Origin of the sequence: Streptomyces sp. 13-12-16 (genome assembly GCF_002114215.1) — a bacterium.
Classification (GTDB): Bacteria; Actinomycetota; Actinomycetes; order Streptomycetales; family Streptomycetaceae; genus Streptomyces.
Window position 1 is genome coordinate 1 of record NZ_NCTE01000832.1, and the last position, 4,125, is coordinate 4,125.

Annotated in this window: 4 protein-coding genes and 1 pseudogene; 3 read left to right on the forward strand and 2 right to left on the reverse strand. The window is 72.4% G+C overall.

Going from position 1 to position 4,125, the window contains the following annotated elements:
- Positions 1-601: heavy metal transporter (locus tag B7767_RS30115; protein WP_085574920.1), on the reverse strand; the 601-nt coding region annotated here is incomplete at its 3' end.
- Positions 602-685: 84 nt separating this feature from the next.
- Here B7767_RS30115 and dapE point away from each other — a divergent pair.
- Both dapE and B7767_RS30125 read left to right on the forward strand, forming a co-directional pair.
- A complete protein-coding gene (gene dapE, locus B7767_RS30120) occupies positions 686-1,765 on the forward strand; it encodes a succinyl-diaminopimelate desuccinylase (protein ID WP_085574917.1) in 1,080 nt (359 codons plus the stop codon).
- A gap of 108 nt (positions 1,766-1,873) precedes the next feature.
- A complete protein-coding gene (locus B7767_RS30125; protein ID WP_085574918.1) occupies positions 1,874-2,632 on the forward strand; it encodes a TIGR00730 family Rossman fold protein in 759 nt (252 codons plus the stop codon).
- A 121-nt stretch (positions 2,633-2,753) separates the two neighbouring features.
- Here B7767_RS30125 and folP read toward each other — a convergent pair whose 3' ends face one another.
- A complete protein-coding gene (folP, locus tag B7767_RS30130) occupies positions 2,754-3,614 on the reverse strand; it encodes a dihydropteroate synthase (protein WP_085574919.1) in 861 nt (286 codons plus the stop codon).
- Between the two features lie 324 nt (positions 3,615-3,938).
- Between folP and B7767_RS30135 the strand changes: the two are divergent.
- Positions 3,939-4,125, forward strand: a pseudogene (locus B7767_RS30135) (DivIVA domain protein); the annotation flags it as partial.

Genomic DNA, 4,125 nt, shown 5'->3' on the forward strand with positions numbered 1-4,125 from the left:
CCCGCGTCGCCGCCGGCCGGCCCTCGCAGGTCAGCGTCGCCGCCGAGCGCCCGGTGAGGGCGGCGGCCAGCAGCGCGGCGTCCGGCTCGTGCTTGGCGTACGCCTGCGGGAAGCCGCTGCGCTGCACCCGCTGCGCGGCGACGGTGAGCGGCAGCCGGGTGTAGCCCGGCACCTCCTCCAGGTGCTCGTAGAACTTCTCCGCCGCGTACGTCGGGTCCATGATCTCCTTCGGCGTGCCCCAGCCCTGCGAGGGACGCTGCTGGAACAGGCCCAGCGAGTCACGGTCGCCGTGGTCGATGTTGCGCAGCGCCGACTCCTGCAGCGCGGTCGCCAGCGCGATCGTCACCGCCCGCTCGGGCAGCTCGCGCGCGGTGCCCACGGCGGTGATCGTCGCCGCGTTCACCGCCTGCTCGGGCGTGAACTCGTACGTCGCCCCGTCGCCCTTACCCGATACGACCTTGCAGCCGGGGGCGCCCGCGCGGCCGGTGTCGTACTGGATCACGACGTATCCGGCGACCGCGGACAGCACCACGAGGCCCGCGCTCCAGCGGAGGAAACGGCCGCGACGCGTGCGCTTGGAAGGAAGTGACGGCTCTGACACGCGTACAAGGTACTGGAGAGTACGGTTTCCTGTGAGCCCGGTGCGGACAGTGGTCCGGACACCCGGCGCGCTAGGGTCGACGGCATGGCCGACACCCCGCTTGACCTCACGCTGGACGCCGCGCGCCTGACCGCGCAGCTCGTCGACTTCCCCTCCGAGAGCGGCACCGAGAAGCCGCTCGCGGACGCGATCGAGAACGCGCTGCGCGCCCTGCCGCACCTCACGGTCGACCGCCACGGCAACAACGTCGTGGCCCGTACGCGACTGGGGCGCCCGGAGCGGGTGATCCTCGCCGGCCACATCGACACGGTCCCGATCGCGGACAACGTCCCCTCCCGGCTCGACGGCGACGGCGTGCTGTGGGGCTGCGGCACCTGCGACATGAAGTCCGGCGTGGCCGTCCAGCTGCGCATCGCGGCCACGGTCTCCGCGCCCAACCGCGACCTGACCTTCGTCTTCTACGACAACGAGGAGGTCGCCGCCGACCTCAACGGCCTGAAGCACGTGGCCGAGGCGCACCCCGAGTGGCTGGAGGGCGACTTCGCGGTGCTCCTCGAACCCTCCGACGGGCAGGTGGAGGGCGGCTGCCAGGGAACGCTGCGGGTGCTGCTGAAGACCACCGGCGAGCGCGCCCACTCCGCGCGGAGCTGGATGGGATCCAACGCGATCCACGCCGCCGCCCCGATCCTCGCCCGCCTGGCCGCCTACGAACCCCGCTACCCGGTGATCGACGGACTGGAGTACCGCGAGGGCCTGAACGCGGTCGGCATCTCCGGGGGAGTGGCCGGCAACGTCATCCCCGACGAATGCGTTGTCAGTGTGAACTTCCGCTACGCCCCCGACCGCAGCGAGGAGGAGGCCCTCGCCCACGTCCGCGAGGTCTTCGCGGACTGCGGGGTGACGGACTTCGTCGTCGACGACCACAGCGGCGCGGCGCTGCCCGGCCTGTCCCACCCGGCCGCGGCCGCCTTCATCGAGGCGGTGGGCGGCACCCCGCAGCCCAAGTACGGCTGGACGGACGTCTCCCGCTTCTCGTCGCTGGGCGTCCCGGCGGTCAACTACGGTCCCGGCAACCCCCACTTGGCGCACAAGCGGGACGAGCGCGTGGACACCGCGAAGATCCTCGCGGGGGAGGAGCGGCTGCGGTCCTGGCTGACGGCGTGACGCGGACCGGGTTTGCGCCGCTGTGTTCCGGACATGCTCAGGTCCCTCGTACGTAACCCGTGTGGATCTACGCTGAGGCGGTACGACCAGCAAACGGAGGGAGCGCACATGGCTACTGGCAACCCCGCAGGGAAGCAGCAGCCGCCGGAGGAGAAGCGCCTGGGGCCGGTCCTCCGCCGGCGGGACCAGGTGCAGGCGAGCACCACCGACCAGCGGCTGCTGGACGAGCGGGCGCCCACGGACTGGGTCCACACCGACCCCTGGCGGGTGCTGCGCATCCAGTCGGAGTTCATCGAGGGCTTCGGCACGCTCGCCGAACTCCCGCCCGCCATCAGCGTCTTCGGCTCGGCGCGCACACCGGTGGACTCGGCGGAGTACGAGGCGGGCGTCCGGCTGGGCCGGGGCCTGGTCGACGCGGGCTTCGCGGTGATCACCGGCGGCGGTCCGGGGGCCATGGAGGCGGCCAACAAGGGCGCGTGCGAGGCGAAGGGCGTCTCGGTCGGCCTGGGCATCGAACTGCCCTTCGAGCAGGGGCTGAACCCCTACGTCGACATCGGCCTGAACTTCCGGTACTTCTTCGTCCGCAAGATGATGTTCGTCAAGTACGCCCAGGGCTTCGTGGTCCTGCCCGGCGGCCTGGGCACGCTGGACGAGCTCTTCGAGGCCCTGACCCTGGTCCAGACCCAGAAGGTCACCCGCTTCCCCATCGTCCTGTTCGGCACCGACTACTGGGGCGGCCTGGTCGACTGGCTCCGCCACACGGTCATCGCCCAGGGCAAGGCGGCGGAGAAGGACCTGCTGCTGTTCCACGTCACGGACGACGTGGAGGAGGCGGTGGCCCTGGTCTCCAAGGAGGCGGGCCGCTAGAGGTCCTCCGAGGGGCGCCTTCTTGACGTACCGAGTCGGGCGGTGAGTGGGCAAAGGCAGGGGGCCGGGGGGCAGAGCCCCCCGGGAACGGGACGGGAAGCGGCGGCGGGGGCGAAACCCCCTACGCCAGCCCTCTCCGGGCGACAGCCGGTTCCCGCTCCCCCGCGATGGCGGAGACCATGTCCAGCACCTGCCGCGTCTCGGCGACCTCGTGCACCCGGTACACCTGCGCCCCCAGCCACGAGGACACCGCCGTGGTCGCCAGCGTCCCCACCACCCGCTCCTTCACCGGCCGGTCCAGCGTCTCCCCCACGAAGTCCTTGTTGGACAGGGACACCAGCACCGGCCACCCGGTGGAGACCATCTCCCCCAACCGCCGGGTCGCCTCCAGACTGTGCCGCGTGTTCTTCCCGAAGTCGTGCCCCGGATCGATCATCACCGACTCCCGGGGCACCCCCAGCGACACCGCCCGCTCCGCCAGCCCCACGGTCACGTCGAGGATGTCGGCCACGACGTCGTCGTACGTCACCCGGTGCGGCCGGGTCCGCGGCTGGGCACCGCCCGCGTGGGTGCACACCAGTCCCGCCCCGTACCGCGCGGCGACCTCCGCGAGCCGCGGATCGACCCCGCCCCACGCGTCGTTCAGTACGTCCGCGCCCGCCTCGCACACGGCCTCGCCGACCTCGTGCCGCCAGGTGTCCACACTGATCACGACGTCCGGGAAGCGCCGCCGCACCTCGGCGACGAAGCCGACCGTCCGCCGCACCTCCTCCTCGGCCGTGACCTCCTCGCCCGGCCCGGCCTTCACCCCGCCGATGTCGATGATCGCGGCGCCCTCCGCCACCGCCTGCTCCACCCGCGTCAGCGCCGGCTCGTCGCGGAACGTGGCGCCCTGGTCGTAGAAGGAGTCCGGGGTCCGGTTCACGATCGCCATGACGACCCGCTCGTGCGGTGCGAATTCCCGCCTGCCCAGCCTGAGCATCCCCTGTGACCTCTTCCTCGTACGATCCCGTCCCGGGCCGCCTCACGAACACCCGGCGGCCCGAGGGCCTGTCTTTCGGACCACCCCGGGGCCGCGGGGCCGGGCACGCACATCTGCGGCGTCGTCGTCGGCCGCCGACGCCCCGCGTCGGCTCCTTCCTCCGCCTCGCAGCTGCACGCACCCGGCCCCGCTCACCGGAGTGTGCGAGGCTCTGTACCTCGGAGTCGGGTCGATCCGAAGGCCAGGCCCCGACTGTCAGACTCGCATGGCACGATCGGAGCCACACATCCGACTCCGACTCATCCGACCGTGGGGGCCCCGGCGATGGTTATGTTCCTGTTCCTGGTCGTCGCGCTCGCCGTCGTGGTCGCCGCGGTGACCCTCGCCGTGGTGGGCGGCGGCGACAACGCCCCGCTGCCCGAGGCGGCCCCCGAGCGCCTGCGGGACGCCCTGCCGCCCGACCGGCCGGTCAACCGCGCGGACGTGGACGGCCTGCGCTTCCCGCTCGCCG